The sequence below is a fragment of the Nostoc foliaceum FACHB-393 genome (assembly GCF_014698505.1).
Taxonomy (GTDB): domain Bacteria; phylum Cyanobacteriota; class Cyanobacteriia; order Cyanobacteriales; family Nostocaceae; genus Nostoc; species Nostoc foliaceum_A.
The window spans coordinates 1-14,164 of sequence record NZ_JACJTD010000007.1; the positions used below are offsets into that span (position 1 = coordinate 1).

The 14,164-nt window shown below is 41.1% G+C and carries 15 protein-coding genes; 10 read left to right on the top strand and 5 right to left on the bottom strand.

The window, feature by feature from the left end; all coding sequences use genetic code 11:
- Positions 1–288 precede the first annotated feature (288 nt).
- The 3 genes from hemC (at position 289) to H6G92_RS08275 (ending at position 4,867) form a co-directional block, all read left to right on the top strand.
- On the top strand, positions 289–1,257 hold the full coding sequence (hemC, locus tag H6G92_RS08265) for a hydroxymethylbilane synthase (RefSeq protein WP_190892720.1): 969 nt from the start codon (positions 289–291) through the stop codon (positions 1,255–1,257).
- A gap of 131 nt (positions 1,258–1,388) precedes the next feature.
- On the top strand, positions 1,389–2,828 hold the full coding sequence (glgA, locus tag H6G92_RS08270) for a glycogen synthase GlgA (protein WP_190892722.1): 1,440 nt from the start codon (positions 1,389–1,391) through the stop codon (positions 2,826–2,828).
- Between the two features lie 830 nt (positions 2,829–3,658).
- The gene (locus tag H6G92_RS08275; protein ID WP_190892724.1) at positions 3,659–4,867 is read left to right on the top strand and encodes an acyltransferase family protein; all 1,209 of its coding nucleotides are present in this window, start codon (positions 3,659–3,661) and stop codon (positions 4,865–4,867) included.
- A gap of 360 nt (positions 4,868–5,227) precedes the next feature.
- On the opposite strand, the gene H6G92_RS08280 is transcribed toward H6G92_RS08275, so the two are convergent.
- Positions 5,228–6,499 (bottom strand): HEAT repeat domain-containing protein, encoded by a 1,272-nt coding sequence (locus H6G92_RS08280; protein WP_190892726.1) that lies wholly within the window; start codon positions 6,497–6,499, stop codon positions 5,228–5,230.
- 245 nt (positions 6,500–6,744) lie between these two features.
- Between H6G92_RS08280 and H6G92_RS08285 the strand changes: the two genes are divergently transcribed.
- The 5 genes from H6G92_RS08285 (at position 6,745) to H6G92_RS08305 (ending at position 9,856) form a co-directional block, all read left to right on the top strand.
- The gene (locus tag H6G92_RS08285) at positions 6,745–7,545 is read left to right on the top strand and encodes a DUF1838 family protein (protein ID WP_190892728.1); all 801 of its coding nucleotides are present in this window, start codon (positions 6,745–6,747) and stop codon (positions 7,543–7,545) included.
- Positions 7,546–7,887: 342 nt separating this feature from the next.
- The gene (locus H6G92_RS08290) at positions 7,888–8,127 is read left to right on the top strand and encodes a hypothetical protein (RefSeq protein WP_190892731.1); all 240 of its coding nucleotides are present in this window, start codon (positions 7,888–7,890) and stop codon (positions 8,125–8,127) included.
- Positions 8,128–8,159: 32 nt separating this feature from the next.
- Positions 8,160–9,068: a HEAT repeat domain-containing protein gene (locus H6G92_RS08295; protein WP_190892733.1), complete on the top strand. Its 909-nt coding sequence runs from the start codon at positions 8,160–8,162 to the stop codon at positions 9,066–9,068.
- A 106-nt stretch (positions 9,069–9,174) separates the two neighbouring features.
- Positions 9,175–9,474, top strand: coding sequence for a type II toxin-antitoxin system HigB family toxin (locus tag H6G92_RS08300; RefSeq protein ID WP_190892735.1), 300 nt, complete (start codon positions 9,175–9,177; stop codon positions 9,472–9,474).
- Positions 9,458–9,856 (top strand): helix-turn-helix domain-containing protein, encoded by a 399-nt coding sequence (locus tag H6G92_RS08305; protein WP_190892737.1) that lies wholly within the window; start codon positions 9,458–9,460, stop codon positions 9,854–9,856. Before H6G92_RS08300 ends, H6G92_RS08305 begins: the two co-directional genes overlap by 17 nt.
- 50 nt (positions 9,857–9,906) lie before the next feature.
- Here the strand turns inward: H6G92_RS08305 and H6G92_RS08310 are convergent, their stop codons facing one another.
- The 4 genes from H6G92_RS08310 to H6G92_RS08325 all read right to left on the bottom strand — a co-directional run bounded on the left by H6G92_RS08310 (position 9,907) and on the right by H6G92_RS08325 (position 12,333).
- Positions 9,907–10,515: a HEAT repeat domain-containing protein gene (locus H6G92_RS08310; protein ID WP_190892738.1), complete on the bottom strand. Its 609-nt coding sequence runs from the start codon at positions 10,513–10,515 to the stop codon at positions 9,907–9,909.
- Between the two features lie 232 nt (positions 10,516–10,747).
- Positions 10,748–11,242 carry a bleomycin hydrolase gene (locus tag H6G92_RS08315; protein ID WP_190892739.1) on the bottom strand — a complete coding sequence of 165 codons (495 nt, stop codon included), beginning with the start codon at positions 11,240–11,242 and terminating at the stop codon, positions 10,748–10,750.
- Between the two features lie 85 nt (positions 11,243–11,327).
- On the bottom strand, positions 11,328–11,885 hold the full coding sequence (locus tag H6G92_RS08320; RefSeq protein ID WP_190892740.1) for a bleomycin hydrolase: 558 nt from the start codon (positions 11,883–11,885) through the stop codon (positions 11,328–11,330).
- A 277-nt stretch (positions 11,886–12,162) separates the two neighbouring features.
- Positions 12,163–12,333: an NblA/ycf18 family protein gene (locus tag H6G92_RS08325; RefSeq protein WP_230966908.1), complete on the bottom strand. Its 171-nt coding sequence runs from the start codon at positions 12,331–12,333 to the stop codon at positions 12,163–12,165.
- A gap of 315 nt (positions 12,334–12,648) precedes the next feature.
- Between H6G92_RS08325 and H6G92_RS08330 the strand changes: the two genes are divergently transcribed.
- Together H6G92_RS08330 and H6G92_RS08335 are read left to right on the top strand one after the other, a co-directional pair.
- On the top strand, positions 12,649–13,266 hold the full coding sequence (locus H6G92_RS08330) for a phycobiliprotein lyase (RefSeq protein WP_190893004.1): 618 nt from the start codon (positions 12,649–12,651) through the stop codon (positions 13,264–13,266).
- The gene (locus tag H6G92_RS08335; RefSeq protein WP_190892741.1) at positions 13,267–13,809 is read left to right on the top strand and encodes a hypothetical protein; all 543 of its coding nucleotides are present in this window, start codon (positions 13,267–13,269) and stop codon (positions 13,807–13,809) included.
- Positions 13,810–14,164: the final 355 nt, after the last annotated feature.

Below are 14,164 nucleotides of genomic sequence, written 5' to 3' on the forward strand. Positions count from 1 at the left end.
CGATGCAAGAGTTTGGTGAAAAACTTTGAGAGAACCCTCAGCCATGCTACAGCAAAGCTCAACCTTTGTTTCATCCGATTGATGCTCAAACGGCTAGCTAACACATAGATCCCAAATGGGTTCTATAGAAGGTAAGTCTAATTAGTATTGTTTGAGATTCCTAAAACCAGCTTTTGGTAAAGAATTGTAATCCAAAATCCCAAATCCAAAACCCAAAAATAGTATGAGTCCCTGACTACGGTAGTCTAGATGAGAGTGAATTTATCGCCTAGTTTGATATATTGTTTTATGACTTCAGTTGTTTCTCCCCCACGCACTATTCGGATTGGTTCGCGCAAAAGCCAACTTGCTCTGGTTCAGACCTACTGGGTACAAGAGCAACTCCAGCAAAGCTTTCCTGATATCACTTTTGAAGTCCACACCATGTCTACCCAAGGCGATAAAATCTTGGATGTAGCATTAGCTAAGATTGGCGATAAAGGACTTTTTACTAAAGAACTTGAACTCGGAATGCTCAATCAGGAGATTGACTTTGCCGTTCATTCTCTCAAGGATCTACCGACTCACTTACCAGAAGGCTTAACGCTGGCAGCAATTACTGAACGGGAAAATCCAGCAGATGCATTAGTAGTGCATGAAAAGCACAAAGATAAACAAATCGATACCTTGCCAGAAGGTGCAGTAATTGGTACATCTTCACTGCGACGGTTAGCACAGTTACGCCACCACTTCCCCCACTTTACTTTTAAAGATGTGCGGGGAAACTTGATTACACGGTTGGCAAAACTGGATGCGGGTGAGTATGATGCTTTGATTTTGGCAGCAGCAGGGTTAGAAAGATTGGGCATGAGCGATCGCGTTCATCAAGTCCTCCCCAAAGAAATCTCCCTCCACGCCGTTGGACAAGGTGCTTTAGGTATAGAATGCCGTGCTGATGATAGTGAATTGCTATCTCTACTCAAAGCGATCGAACATCCCGAAACACGCGATCGCTGTCTCGCCGAACGCTCTTTTCTACGCTCTCTAGAGGGCGGCTGTCAAGTACCTATTGGTGTAAATACAGAAATCTCTGGTGAAAATTTAACCTTAACAGGGATAGTTGCCAGTGTAGATGGTCAAAAGCTGGTAAAAGATACCGTCACAGGGAAAGCTAACAATGCTGAAGGGCTAGGTAAAGAACTAGCAGAACTGTTGCGGCAGCAGGGAGCGCAAGAAATTTTAGAAGAAATTTTTGCAGTGATTCAGCGCGGTTCCTAAGCAATTGGGCAAGCCGATGTGATTAGATAAGAATTGATCGCCGTTGCACCAAAAACGCGACAAATCGCCTTGGTCGGGATCAAAAAGTTAATTTGACAAATATAGAGAGAATCGGGGAAGCAAAAATTACCATGCGGATTCTATTTGTTGCAGCAGAGGCAGCACCCATTGCAAAAGTAGGAGGAATGGGTGATGTCGTCGGGGCATTACCCAAAGTCCTGAGAGAAATGGGGCATGATGTGCGGATATTCTTGCCTTACTATGGCTTCCTGCCAGACAAAATGGAAATTCCCAAAGAACCCATCTGGCGAGGATCTGCGATGTTCCAGGAATTTGCTGTTTATGAAAGCGTTCTGCCTGGTACTGATGTTCCCTTGTACTTATTTGGACATCCCGTTTTCCTACCCCGCCGGATTTATTCTGGAGATGATGAAGACTGGCGGTTCACCTTTTTTTCCAATGGTGCAGCGGAGTTTGCCTGGAATTACTGGAAGCCAGAAATTATTCACTGTCACGATTGGCATACGGGCATGATTCCTGTATGGATGCACCAAGATCCTGATATCACCACAGTGTTTACCATTCATAACCTGGCTTATCAAGGGCCGTGGCGTTGGTATTTAGAGAAAATCACTTGGTGTCCCTGGTATATGCAAGGACACAACACAATGGCTGCGGCGGTACAATTTGCCAATAAGGTAAATACAGTTTCGCCCACCTATGCCGAGCAAATCAAGACAGCGGCTTACGGTGAAACATTAGAAGGTTTGCTGTCTTTTATTAGCGGTAAATTATCTGGGATTATCAACGGGATTGATACTGAAGTTTATAATCCAGAAAATGACAAATACATTACTCAAACCTTCACTGCTGATACTTTAGAGAAACGCAAGGCTAACAAAATTGCTTTGCAAGAAGAAGTAGGATTAGAGGTCAATTCCAAAGCCTTTTTAATTGGGATTGTGACCCGATTAGTGGAACAAAAAGGCATTGATTTGATATTACAAATCCTTGATCGCTTCCTCTCTTATACAGATGCACAGTTTGTGCTGTTAGGGACAGGCGATCGCTATTATGAAACTCAGATGTGGCAATTAGCATCTCGCTTTCCCGGACGCATGGCAACTTATCTACTGTATAACGATGCCCTGTCTCGCCGGATCTACGCTGGTACTGATGCCTTCTTAATGCCCAGTCGTTTTGAACCATGTGGTATTAGCCAAATGATGTCTTTGCGCTACGGTTCTGTGCCCATTGTCCGCCGCACAGGTGGATTAGTTGATACCGTAACCCATCACGACCCCGAAAATGCAGCAGGTACGGGTTATTGCTTTGATCGCTATGAACCCCTAGACCTTTTTACCTGTATGATCCGGGCTTGGGAAGGCTTCCGTTTCAAACCACAATGGCAAGAACTACAAAAACGGGGCATGAGTCAAAATTTTAGTTGGCATCAATCTGCCAAAGAGTACGTGAAGTTGTACAGGTCAATTTACGGTTTGCCAGAAGAAGAGGAGACACCACAACCAGAGTTAGTGTTAAGCGAAGCAGTCACTAATAGCAAGTCATAAACCCCTGTAGAGGTGTACAGATGTATGCACCTAATTTTTTGGACTCATGATAGCATTGTTCAGATTAGCCTAATATCTGAAGATGCTAATCATGAGTTTTTTTGTTTCTGAAACAATTTTTTCTTTGAAATGATCTAACGCTTCTATATTACTCTCACCAGATGAAAATCAGAAACCTTTGTTGTCATTAGTTTTTATAAATTTATGCGTAACTTGAATGGAACGAAGTTCAATCGAAGCTACAAATATTTTATTTTGTCAGAGTAATAAAAATGCGCTAATTCCATTGGTCGTGAAATTCCTAAGTCTTCTTTTAGGCATCTTATCTTTCTAATTTGAGTTTGGTGAAGATGCTATAAAGGTTACAATTTTTTTTTGTAAACTTGGAAGTATTAAGATAGAGATAATTGTATATTATTTATTGTATTGAGTTAAAACTTATCAAACAGAATTCAGGAGTCAGAATTCATTTTTAATTTTGTATGACTGGCGAATAAATAAGTGGGTTTAAGTCCCCCACTAAATCTTAGATTTAGCAGACTATAATTAGCGGGAGATTCAAACCCACCACTAATTGATTCTTAATTCTTATTTAACCTGTCTATAACCTCCCTTATTTTAAACGTTTAACTAGGGAAAACTTTTTGTATCTAGGGCAATTAATAAGTTTGGGAAAGAAATTAGCCTTTACTCTTTTTGATAGATTTGCACGTCTCTGTGTATAGGTTTTAAGCGGCACACTTAACCATTAAATATGAGATTTAAGACATTGCGTAATCTAAAATAATTATCCTCTGCTATGAAAATCCACTTTTTTTTACAAAACCAAAATGCTAGTAGAAGAAACTCAGAGGCAGCCTATTTATAATATTCCTTCAATCAGGAATTATCAATGGTCAACTCATCTTGATTTATTAAGAGGTTTAGCTTCTTTATTAGTATTTATTGGTCATATGAGACTTTTGCTATTTGTAGAATATTCAGAAATTAGTAATCCTAATTTTTTAATCAAAAGGTTAAATTCCTTAACAGGCTTGGGTCATCAAGCTGTAATGATTTTTTTCGTTCTTAGTGGATTTTTTATTTCAGCTAGTGTATTAAGAACAATTCAGCAAAATAAATGGTCATGGATTAATTATATAATAACTCGTTTAACACGTTTATATATAGTATTAATTCCTGCTTTATTACTGTCCTCTTTTTGGGATTTCCTGGGTATAAAAATATTTGGTACTGGACAAGATAGCTTCTATGGAGAAAAGTTTCACAACGGTCATTTAGCAACTTATAAAATTTTGGAAAATTTAACATTGCAAAATTTTTTGGGTACTATAGCTTTTTTGCAAACAATTTTTGTAGACTTATTTGGTTCTAATAAGGCCGTTTGGAGTTTAGCTTATGAATTTTGGTACTATATACTTTTTCCTTCAATAATTCTATTTTTTTGTGTTAAATCTTTAAAATTACGTATTTTCTACGTTGGTTTGACTTCAAGCATATTATTAATAGTTGGTTCACAAATTAGGATTTACTTTCTTGTTTGGCTGATGGGAGCCTTAATTAGTGTATGTCCTACTTCAAAATATCTTAATAAAAAGAACATCCTCAATTCACTCAGTCTTTTGTCGATTCTAATTTTGTGTATTGCTTTAACAATTGAACGTTTTTTACCTAGCCAGCAGATAGCAGATTTTTTAATAGGGATTTCTACTGCTGTTATGATATATCTTTTAGTTAATAACCGTAGTCAAATAAAACAAGAAAGAGCATACGAAAAATTTTCTAAAGCTTTAGCAGGATGTTCATATACTCTTTATCTTGTCCATATGCCAATACTGAGCTTTATCAGAGCATGTGTAATTGGCGATCGCCCTTGGGAACCAGATATTTTACACATATTCTTAGCACTTAATATAGTTATATTTGTATTTTTGTATGCGGTTGCTATCGCACATTTTACTGAGGCAAAAACAGACAAGTTTAGAAATATAATCATGTCTTGGATAAAAAATGCTAGCATACCTAAGTCAGGTAATTAAAACCAAAATAAATCGAATCAATAAAGATGATCTAAGCCAAAGCGAATTGATTATATTTTATATTAATCAATTTGATATAGTTCAATATGGTTCAGTTAAGGCTAAAAACTAAAAATGTGCATTTCTAATTGTTGTAATAGCAATCGCTATAGAATGCGTAATCCATTCTTATTTTGAAAACCCATTAATTGCAAATTTCAGGAAAAATGTATTTGGCCCAATCAACTGAGATTGCTAACTAAGGTTATCTCTTAAAGGTTTAATAAGTAATATAGCGGACATAATATAACTCCTGTTTCTGCCAATTCTAGATTTTGGATTGATAGAAAAATCTAAAATCTAAAATTGAATTACTTCTAACTATTGATTAATTGTGGCTTTTGCCTTAATTAACCAGTCAGAATCATGAGCGCAAATCTCCCGACCGGACGAGTCTCCTAAGCGGTCTAACGCCCATAAACAAGCATATTTTAAGTCCCAAATCGGCGTATTTAGGCAAATTTTGAGTTCAGGAATTGCTCGTGAATCACCCAATTCACCAAGAGCGATCGCACAAGCAGCACGGGATTTCTGAAACTGAGGTTCACGGTTGTGCAGGTTTTCTATTAACAAATCGTAGGCGGGAGCATATTTCAGCCAACCGAAAAGTTTCATCACATGATAATGAGCGCCATAATCGTTATATCCCTTGTCCAAATAAGTTGCTAGAAGTGCTTCGGGTGCTTCTTGTGCATAGATATCCAGTAAGGTTTTTGTTGCTAAATAACAGCGTCCAAAATCGGTTTCGTAGAGTTCGTTAATCACAAAATCCAGAACAGGGTTAGCATCATACTCATGTACTAGATCCAGGTTATTGGGATGGTCATAGAGTACTTGCTCCAAGTAAGGTTGAATTTCTGTAAAGGTAATTTCACCACTAGGAACGCCTGCATCCAAAAGCATTCGCAATCCTCGCAGCCGGAACACCAGAGATACAGGACAACGGGCAATTTCTGGGATGGCTTTGTAGTAACGTGAATCAATCAGGTCTTGAATGCAACCGCGCCGTGCATTGACGCTGGAACTTTGCAGCAGCGCCATCACCTCAGTGATTTGAGAGTAATCACCTGTGAACCGACAAACTGTAGCGATCGCAGCACTACGGGTAGGTTCATCCTCAACTTGGGTAAATTTCCGTACACGTTCTAGAGACGGTTGATAGTCAGCATTAGCTAGGGTATGAATAATTACTCGATAGATTTGACCTGGCTTATCCAGCAATTGCGCCATCTCTTCAAGGATTTCTGGATCTTTAGTCCCGATTTCTCCGATCGCCCACACGGTATTTTCTACAGTATAAATATCATCATCTTTAAGACACTGCCGAATTACAGGTAAAGCTGATTCGGCCTGCAATCGCCCCAGACTTTCTACAGCTTTGCGTCGGACAATCCGGTGATCTAATTCATCAGGGTTACTGGTTTCAATTGCCCGTACCAAAGCTGCGATCGATTGCTCAGTGGGATAATTAATCAGATGGGAAACAGCAATATACTTATCAGAAGCGTCTTCGAGTTGTTCTAATGGTGTATCGATAATTGCGATCGCTTGTTCTTCTGTTAGCCCAAACATTTTAAAAAAACGTTTATCCATTGATCTGTAAATTGCTCTTGGATAATTGCTCAGATGTCACCTTTACTATCGTACTAGGGAGTGGGGACTGGAAAATAGCGGTAAATTATGTTTGGGGATTGAACTACTAAAAAATGCAGTTGCTAGTTAGGTTGGAGTTTACACCAAAATAAAATTCGCTCACTGAGCTAGTCAGTAGTTATTGTGATGTCTAATAACAAGCCACTTTGCGTCTACGCAACCATTTGAGGATGAGAAGAACAAATATGAGTGATTACTTAGATGACTACGAATTTAATAATCTCGATTTTTACAGAAAAAATCATGGGTTACAGCTTTATTACAACTGGTCTGGGGAAATTTTGTGGCAAGAAACACCAGACAAGCCAAAAGAAAAGTTATTTTCTATTATTGGAATGAATGCTACCAAAGTATTTATCAAGCCTGATTCTGAGTACGGCGAAGTCGGGTATCGCATTAATAGAGAATTGGGTCTATTTTGTGACCCGGATACTCAAGAGATTCTTCACTTTTGGAAGCCACCAACAGCAAGTCAATCAGTACCAGTAGTCCACATTGCTAACCGCATTGTCCAAGGCTCAGTCAAACCAAAGAAGTTTGTCATACCCAAAGGCAGTGGATATATTACCTCTGTGATGGAAATTCCTTTAGAATACCCGCATCCCTTAGGAGGAGATAGCAAATATTCAGATTATTGCCCTGGAGAAAAGTTTAAGGGAGTTGAGTACTTTATATCAAATACTTGCCGACCCGATGCAACTGATGTTCCTCCTGCTAAGTGGGCGCGGGACTGTCCTTGGTTACCGTGGATGAAGTTAGGATACGCTCATCCAGCTAAATTAAGATTTGAAACAACGATATTTAGAGTGGATTCTTTTGAGCAGCTTCATCCTAGCTTAGTCAAGCTGGTGAGGGAAAAAGTCCCCATTTATGAATTCACGCCAACAGAAAGTGATGAACCGAATGTGACGAGCATTCAATACTTTAAGAAAAACTTTGAGTCCTACTTGCGGGGAGATATTTTTCCATTAGAGGAAAGCTGTTGAGCAGTTTTTGTATAGTGCTAGACTATGCTGTGCGATGTCTAAGACGGGCTACGCCTACGCGCTTCAATCAAAAAAGCCTAAAATACTGATCAAAACTTGGTTTGAAGGCTGTAGTTGAGTTCTATTTTTGAAGATTTCCGTCAAAAGCTTTACCAGTGGTTACGCGATCTGAGAAGATCGGGATATATGCATTTGTCAGCTATTTAGTTAGTTGCCTCTTGCCAATTGTTCAGTTTTATGTAAAGGCTAAGTGCTGGTCTTTAGCAAGTAACCAAATACAAATGATAGTGGAACACTGACCACACATCATTCATATAAACACGCATTTAGGAAACAAAAGTTATGGATGAAACCTCAGAACTCACAACAACCAATAACGTAACCGCTCAAGATGTAGCAGAGGTTATTGCAGAACTTGAGCAGTATCGGGAACGTCTAGTTCAAGAAACTACAGAAACAGCAAAACGGGCTAAGTTGATGAGAGTAAATGTTGTGGCAAAACTGGAGCCTGAGCTTGCTAAGATTGATTCCGCTCTCCAAGAACTCCGTAATCAACAGGCTGCTCTCAGTGCTAGTAATTAGTCATTTATCTTGATAATTTAGCTATAAGTCACATGCTCAACTCCGAAACTCAATCCGGGACGGATTCATTAAATCTGTCCCAGGCAGAAACTGATGCTTTACTTGCAGCAGTCAGTGAGCAATTAGGCTTAAAAACCTTTAACCCTAATGACCAAGAGCTAGTCAAGCGAATGGTTGAAAGTATGGGAGACTCACGAGGGATGGTTAGGTTGAGTTTTGCAGAGGCATTGGGTAAAATCGGTAAACCAGCGACCCCTTTATTGATGGAAGCTGTGGCAAATCACCCAAACCCAGTTGTACGCAGAGCCAGCGCCAAAACTCTAACACTTATCGCTGACCCGATCGCAGTTCCCACCTTGGTCAACGCCCTGTTAAATGATGAAGATACGGTGGTCAAAACCTCGTCGGTGGGGGGGCTTGCCAAGATAGGTGAGGCAGCTGTGCCAGCATTGCTGAAAATCTTAGCGTCAACCGAATATCCAGAAAGTGCCAAAGGACATGCGGTATGGGCGTTGGGATTTATTGGGGCAGAGGCAAAAGAGCATTTATATCGAGAGATTAACTCAGACTCGGCTGAGGTTCGAGCTGCGGTAGTGGGTGCGATCGCTAAAATTGCTCAAGAAAGCACTGAAGAAGCAGCATTTAATATTTTAGTTAACGCTCTCACCGATCCATCTGAAATTGTGAGGTGTGAAGCAGCATCTGCTTTGGGTAGCCTTAGCTATCAACCAGCAATTCCTAACCTCGTTGAGTTACTGCATCATGCCGATTGCGATACTCGAAAAGCAGCAGCTCTGGCATTAATGAAAATTGGCGATCGCACTGCCTTAGAACCCCTGCAAGCCGCATCAACCGTGGAAGAAGAAGCGGGGGTTCAAGCGGTGATCAAGTTGGCGATTTCTCAAATTGAGAGACAGTTAGAGGAAGATGCTTGGGAATAGGGCGATGCACGCTTACAACTTGACATACTCCTCTCGTTTTGAGAGTATTTAATTAGCAATTAGTTTTTTGTTGATTGATGAATATGGACAAAGAACCTAAAGACAAATGCATCTGATTGCGATTCGTAACCTCCGCATTGATGCTGCCCAGTACCTCGATGTCAAAAAGCAAATTGACGAATGGTACGCAACTGTTAAGAAAGTAGAATGGCAGAACTTAGAGGACGTTCGTCAGATTTATCGGGATGCTGAAGCGGTTGGAAATTTTACTGTCTTTAATATCAAAGGAAATGACTATCGCCTGATTGTCGGTATTGACTACGAAAACCAAACGGTTTATTACAAATACTTTCTAACTCATGCCGAATATGACAAAGGTAAATGGAAAAATGACCCTTACTTTTGACCAAGTTGCTTATAGTAGTCTGCTAGCTGAAGTTGCTCCCAAGGTGATTGAGACAGAAGAAGAGTACGATCGCGTCCTAGCTGTAGCAGAGCGCCTAACATTTTGCAAGAACCGCACTCCAGAAGAGCAAGCTCTGCATAAGCTGATAGTAACCCTGATTGAAGCGTATGAGAGACAGAACTATCCAATGGATGAATCTGCACCGCATGAAATTCTCCAGCATATTATGGAAGCCAGTGACACCCGTCAAGCTGACTTAGTGGGCATTATCGGGTCGAGTGGCGTGGTATCTGAGGTTGTAAATGGTAAGCGGTCGATTAGTAAAATGCAAGCTAAGGCACTTGGAGATTACTTCAAGGTGGCACCCAGTTTGTTCATCTAATATATGCGTCCTACAGGGATTGATAAAGTAGTTGTATAAAAGAGCGATCGCTACCCTCTTTTATAGTTAATCACCTGATCTAATCTAGGCAAAGCACTCACTGCGGACTCTCGAACATATGGATCGACGGATTCATCATTTGTCAATGCCGTGAGTACTTCCACTCCTCGCATATCACCCATCGAACCGAGTGCATTGACGATCGCCACAGCCAGCGCCACATTATCTATAGTTTTCAGAGCCTCTGCCAAAATTTCAAAGGCAGGAGAACCAATTTCACCCAGCGCCATGACTGATGCAATATAAACAACCGCATTTGGATCATTAAGCGCTGTTTTCAATCCCTGTAAGCCTTCATCTGGGAAAGGAACATCTGGGTGGTTGGCAGCAACCTGTGCTAACGCCTTAGCACAGCTACCCCGAATAGTCGCATTCTCGCTATTTACTAATGATTCTACCAGTGGTGGTACTGCATCTATACCAATAGCACCTAGTGCTTTTACCGCAGATCGACGGTAAGTCACATCTTCTTCATCTAAAATACCCATCAGCCGAGGAATGGTATTTTCATCACGAACCTCAGCCAGTTCCCACATGGCTCGTTCCCGCAGATTGGGATTAGGGTGTTTCAACTGTTCAAATAGAGAATCTATGGTCATAAAAGAAAATTTTCCTGTTTCAATCCCCCAAGTTAAATCATGAATTACGAATTACGTTAGCGTAGCGGTAGCGAGTCCGCGAGCGTCATTACGAATTACGAATTACGAATTACGAATTAGTAACAACTGAGGGACTCTTGGTCAATCACTCAACCAGATACAGGCAAAGCAACAGACTGAGAGTCCCTGAGTTTTAGAGTATGACTATCGCTCGTCTAGTCAATCCGTGTCACTATGACAGGGAGTTGATTACATAGTCGAGGAGAGCGCGGAACTCAACCAATGCTTGAGGAGACATATCGCGAGGAGAGCAAGCGCGATCGCGAGTGTAAGTCATCGCGGTAACGTAAGGAGCTGTCGGCAAAGCCAAAGAGCGATACACTTCACGAGCACCTGCAATGCCCCACTCATCCAGAGGGCCGGTACCGCCTACAACCAAGCTGTAGTTGATCAAGCGTAGGTAGTGCTTGATGTCGCGGAGGCACTTTTCTTGCTTGACTTGGGTGCTGCCAGCTTCGCCTTCTTGGGTCAGGTAAGGATATTTCTTAAAGGCAGCATCATAAGCTTCCTTAGCTACGTTATCGATACCAGCAGCTAGCTTTTCAGCAGCTTCTAGACGAGCACTAGCACGTTGAATGCTACCTTGAACGGATTCTAGGTCAGAGGAGGTTGGGAAACGACCAGCTGCATCAGCAGATCCAATAACCGTAGTGATAACTGATTTCATTGCTTTTTATACTCCAGATTAGATTTGATCGAGTTTTAATTTCAGTTGGCTTGACTAATAGGCTTTAGCCGTTAGGAATTAGCAATTAGCTCAGAGCAGAAATAACGCGATCGAAGTAGCTAGCAGCTTCAGCAGCTAAAGCAGAGCAGTCGCCTTGAGGAGTTTCCAGCTTGCGGAACCTTTTACCAGCGTTAGCTTCAGTGTTGGTGTTGGTGATGTGAGCGACGCTGATAGCCTTCAGGATTTGGAAAGCCCGTACAGATGAGCCAGTGGGTACGCCCAAAGCTGTGTAGGTTTCTTTCAAACCGTTCAAAGCACGATCATCCAATACGGAAGAATCACCAGCCAACAGTGCGTATGTTACATAGCGCAGAACGATTTCAGCATCACGCAGGCAAGCAGCCATCCGGCGAGTGGGGTACAAGTTACCACCAGCTTGAAGCAAACCAGTGTTTTCACAAGCAATCCCAGCAATGGCATCAGAAACTGCACAGCTAGCGTTACTGGCGATCGCATTCACAGCATCAAGGCGCTTGTTGCCTTCAGCAATGAAATTTTTGAGAGCTGCTAAGTCAGCACCACCGATAGGAGCGGTTTTGGCATCAGCCGCAATTACAGCTCTGGAAAAAGCATCAAGAACCATGAGTTCTCCTTAAATATTCACAAATGGCGGATATTATTTCTGGCATGTTCTCGATCAGATTAACTGCGAGTAGCCAAACAAAAACATAGGGGATCAATAGTACCCTAGTCTTTACTATGAGAGACAAAGTAATAATCTGTAATATTTACCTGTAACTTGGCTAATCTGACAAAAAAGCCAAATTTAGCTTAAATGAGAAAAAAATTAAGACTTACGCGTTTCAATGGAACTCTGCCACTGCGTAAGTCTTAAGTAAAAAATTTTCTTTTTTAGTTGATCAAGCTTGTTTGAGCAGATGTTTAACCAAATTATCTTTCACCATCATCTGCCGCAAAACTTCTAACAAAAATTCCTGAGCCTCTTCTTGGCTCAAATTTTTTACCTGATCTTTCAAATTTTGTAAGCGAAACTGTTGTTCTAAAGTTAGTTCGATTGGAAAGTCCATCATTCACTCCTCGGATTGACTGAATCGAAGGGTATTTGTTTTTACCACTAGTGTGAAGGCGTAAGCTGTCGTAGACATTGCTTTCTGCTATTTTAGCACTGAGATATTAAAACGTCTACATTGTCAAGCCATAGGAAATTACGCCCATAAAAGTTTACAATTACATAACAACATATCAATCTCTCCCTTTGTAGGGAGTTTATTGAAGCTGATCACTAATCGCTGTAATGTTTAGAATGTTTATATACCAATAACTTTAAAAAGAAAGAACGCGTAAAACATCATCCGCAGGAGTAATAAGTAGGAGTCAGAAGATTGATAGACGCAATGGAATTTTTTCAGCTAAGTGCTGGTAAGTGGCGATCGCAACGTGCAACTCATCACCTGGCGTTCAAACGCTCAGAGACGGGAGAATCGGATATACAGGTAGAAACTTTAGATGCCAATCATCCAGAAATCATAGAACTGTGCCAGTATCATCAGATTGACCCCAGCCTTTCAGTAGGAGGGTCACGGGTGCGTTGGCTAGGCACAATGGCTTGGGATAGAGAGGATGAAGAGAACCATCAGGGGAAAACCATATTTGCGATCGTGCCTGATGGCGATAACCCAAGGGCTGGCAAATTACTCCGCGAAAGAGGCTATGCCGAAATTGTGCCTGTAGTTGGTCTTTTTCACATGGATGATGAAGATGGACTAGTGTTGACAACCGAATACGAAACAATGAGTTCCATTGAGCGATTCTGGTTTGCCAGCCCAAATATGCGACTGCGAACCAGTACAGTAAAACGGTTTGGTGGCTTTAGCACGGCATCATTTTGTACCGAAACCCGCATTGAAACTTCTGTTGAGGCTTCCAGCACGGAAAAAGTAACAGAAAGACTTGGGGAGGATGTTCTGGAAAAAAGAGAGTTTTATTCCGTTTTGGGCTGGTGAATGATTCTTAAGCAGACCGATGCTTTTAGTCGTGGCCGAGATTATCTGCATCGGGTACAGGAACTTGCCCTAGAACCGGGTATGGTTGATGTGTTCGATAACCTGCGCGATCGCATCCCCATTTGCACTTGGATCGGCGAAAATATTAACACAGTTAACGCTCAGATCAACGCCTATCTAGAACTTTGTCATGAGTGCTTTCACCCCCAAGAGCGTCGCCATATCCAAATTTTTGCAGTCCCTATAGCTCAATCCTTCGGCATAGATGGACTGTGCAACATTCTCACAAACCCAATCACTATTCTGGTAGATGTCGGTCGAATAGCACCTAGAGACTGGTTTGGTGTAGTCATCCATGAATACGCCCATGCCCATCTAGGAGATTTTGGTCACAATCAGCAGTTTGCTAACATCCTATCTCATCTATGTTTAGGGCTGGGATTGGAACCACCCTATTGGAAGGAAGGGATGGAAGCAACTTTGCGTAGCTGGCCTCACTGTAAGTCAACTATAGATCCTCTGGAATTTTGGATAGGTCACTGAAGAGGAGAGGGGGCAGGGGAAAATATTTTTGCTTGTCCCCATTCCCGATTAATTTGTTTTGCTAAATGTTAAAAATTATTGCTTCAGTTAAAAAAAGTGAAACTCAATCTCCTAATCTAAAATATGTAAATAAAGTTTTTTAGTCATTTACGTAGTCATTAAGCTGGAAGCCCCTACTTTCCTTTATTGATTAGCTATGGGTTAATTCCAGCAGACTAATTGTTCTTCCTAGAGAATAGTTAAATTACCCTTAGTTAAGTTTCGTGAAATTTTATCAGAATCTGAGGTTCTGATCCAACTACTCCCTTAATATGTGTTTTAAAGTTGTTAACTTTAATTAAGAACATGGAGGCTT